This window comes from Fusibacter sp., from assembly GCF_057447755.1.
Window position 1 is genome coordinate 1 of record NZ_JBVBZF010000438.1, and the last position, 2,425, is coordinate 2,425.

Here is a 2,425-nt window from a genome sequence, read left to right on the forward strand (position 1 = left end):
CCCTTTAAAAAATTAAATAATCCCATTAAATTACTCCTTTATCATCTATTTTTTTAGCGCCTTAAGATTCTTATATTATATTTTACCATTACAGAGATTACATTTCTATAAACAGAGTCTTAAATGTTAACTCATCTTTGTAAATCCAATTAATGCCCACATCTTGTTTGCCACTACCATTCTCATTTAACCACTTTTAGCAAACCGATAATTCGCATTCTAAAGAGATGAAAACTCACGTTCTATAATAAAACAACCCTCATCCAGTGCCTAGGCTCTAAGCATCTGGTGAGGGTTCTATAAATCGGGGGAACGATTTAATGTATCTTTTGTATTTTTCTTAGTGCCTATTACTCAAAAACAGTTTGTGTGCGTTTGCTTTTAATACGTTGGGTTAAGATCAATATTACAAAGATTGCAAGGCCCATAAGATCCTGCGTTACACTTTCAGTAATTAATAAGATCGAACCCGCAAATACAAGTGCACGAATTAGAGGATTGAGTTTGCCCATCAGATAGCCTTCAGTTGCAATACCAATCATAAAAACGCCAATAATAGCAGTCACAGTCACCCTTAGAGCCACTGGTAAAGAAGTATCGATTAGCAAGAGCCCTGTATTATAAACAAACATATAAGGTACAATAAATCCTGCAAGTGCTAGCTTTACAGATTGTATGCCCGTTTTCATCGGATCGCCACCTGATATACCTGCTGCTGCAAATGAAGCCAGCGCCACTGGTGGAGTGATATTGGCAAACATTGCGAAATAGAAAACAAACATATGCGCTGCAATGGCTGGGACACCTAATTGGATTAGTGCTGGCGCAGCCATGGTTGCTGTAATCAAATATGCTGGTATAGAAGGTAAACCCATCCCCAGAATCATACAGGTGACCATGGTCAAGACAAGTGTTGCCAAAAGACTGGTATTTCCAAGTTGTATGATTGCATTGGCCATATTGAGACCAAATCCAGTAAGGCTCACAACGCCAATGATAATACCTACCACCGCACATGCAATTGCCACTGAAACAACTGAACGCGTACCTTCTTCAAAGGCATCTAGTATATCCTTAAAGCTCATTCTGGTTTCTTTTCGAATCATGCTCACCGCTATTGTTGCAATGATTGTACAAAATGCTGAAAAGATCACCGTTTTGCCACTAAAAAGTAACATATAAAGCAAGAATACAATTGGAATCAATAAATGGCCTCTTGCCTTCATAACATCCTTAACTTTTGGCAGTTCCTCTTTTGGGACACCTGTAAGGTTGTTTTTTGAAGCTCTAAGCTGTACCTGGACAATAATGCCTAAGTAATATAAGAGGGCAGGAATTGCTGCGCTGACCACGATGACACTATATTTTACCCCTAGCATCTCTGCCATGATAAAGGCTGCCGCACCCATAATCGGTGGCAAGAGCTGTCCGCCAACTGAAGCTGAGGCTTCGACTGAACCCGAAAACTCATCACTATAGCCCGTCTTTTTCATAAGAGGTATTGTGAAGGCACCTGTTGTAACGACATTTGCAACAGCAGAACCATTGATACTGCCTAGAAAACCACTTGCAATAACCGCTACCTTTGCCGGACCACCCTTAGTGTGTCCTGCAAGTGCCAAGGCGATGTCATTAAAAAACTGTCCCATTCCAGACTTGTTCATAACTGCGCCAAAGAGAATAAACAAAAAGATGTAACTTGCCGCAACGTTTACAGAGGTGCCGTAAATACCCTCTGTATTGATAAAGGCATGGTTAACGAGTTTGGCCCAAGTATAACCACGATGCATGAAGATGCTTGGCATATGTTGTCCGAAGAGACCATATGCGAGAAAGAGTAAACTGAGCATAACAAGTGGCCAGCCAGATATTCTTCTTGATGCCTCTAAAACCAGTAAAATTAACATGGTCCCCATGATAACATCCATGGTATTCGGCATGCCCATTCGGTTGATGAAATTTACATAATCTGTCCAAATATAGACTGCCACTGCTATAGACATAATTGCTAATATATAATCATACCATGCAATTGTTTTTCTAGAGGACTTTCCACTTGCCGGATAGAGAAAAAATGCCATAACCAGCATCATTGCTACGTGGAGAGAACGGTGCAGATGGGTCGCTGGGTAACCGATAAATGAGGTTATAAAATGGTACATTGCAATCCCTATTGCCATCCAGTAAAGGATTCTGGAAAATGATTTATTTTCAAGCTTTCGCGTTTTTGACTCTTTGTCGTATTTCTCAAGTAGCTCCAGTTGCATATCGTCCATTTCATTTCCTACTTCTGCGCTTAATGCTTTATCTTTATTTAACGAGGCTTTCGCCATAGTTGAAACCTCCTTTCAATCTTCAGTTCTATAGGTTCATGATGAGGCATTTGGGTGCCTCTAATAATCTCACTATTATTAATTGCGATATA

Annotated in this window: 1 protein-coding gene; it reads right to left on the reverse strand. The window is 40.0% G+C overall.

Going from position 1 to position 2,425, the window contains the following annotated elements; all coding sequences use genetic code 11:
- Window positions 1–350 precede the first annotated feature (350 nt).
- Entirely contained in the window at window positions 351–2,333 is a 1,983-nt protein-coding gene (locus AC220I_RS21370; RefSeq protein ID WP_486725895.1) for a TRAP transporter permease, read from the reverse strand.
- Window positions 2,334–2,425 lie beyond the last annotated feature (92 nt).

What these genes read in the sequence shown, in the direction of transcription:
- AC220I_RS21370 (WP_486725895.1), bottom strand. Translation starts at nt 2,333, where the DNA reads ATGGCGAAAGCCTCGTTAAATAAAGATAAAGCATTAAGCGCAGAAGTA.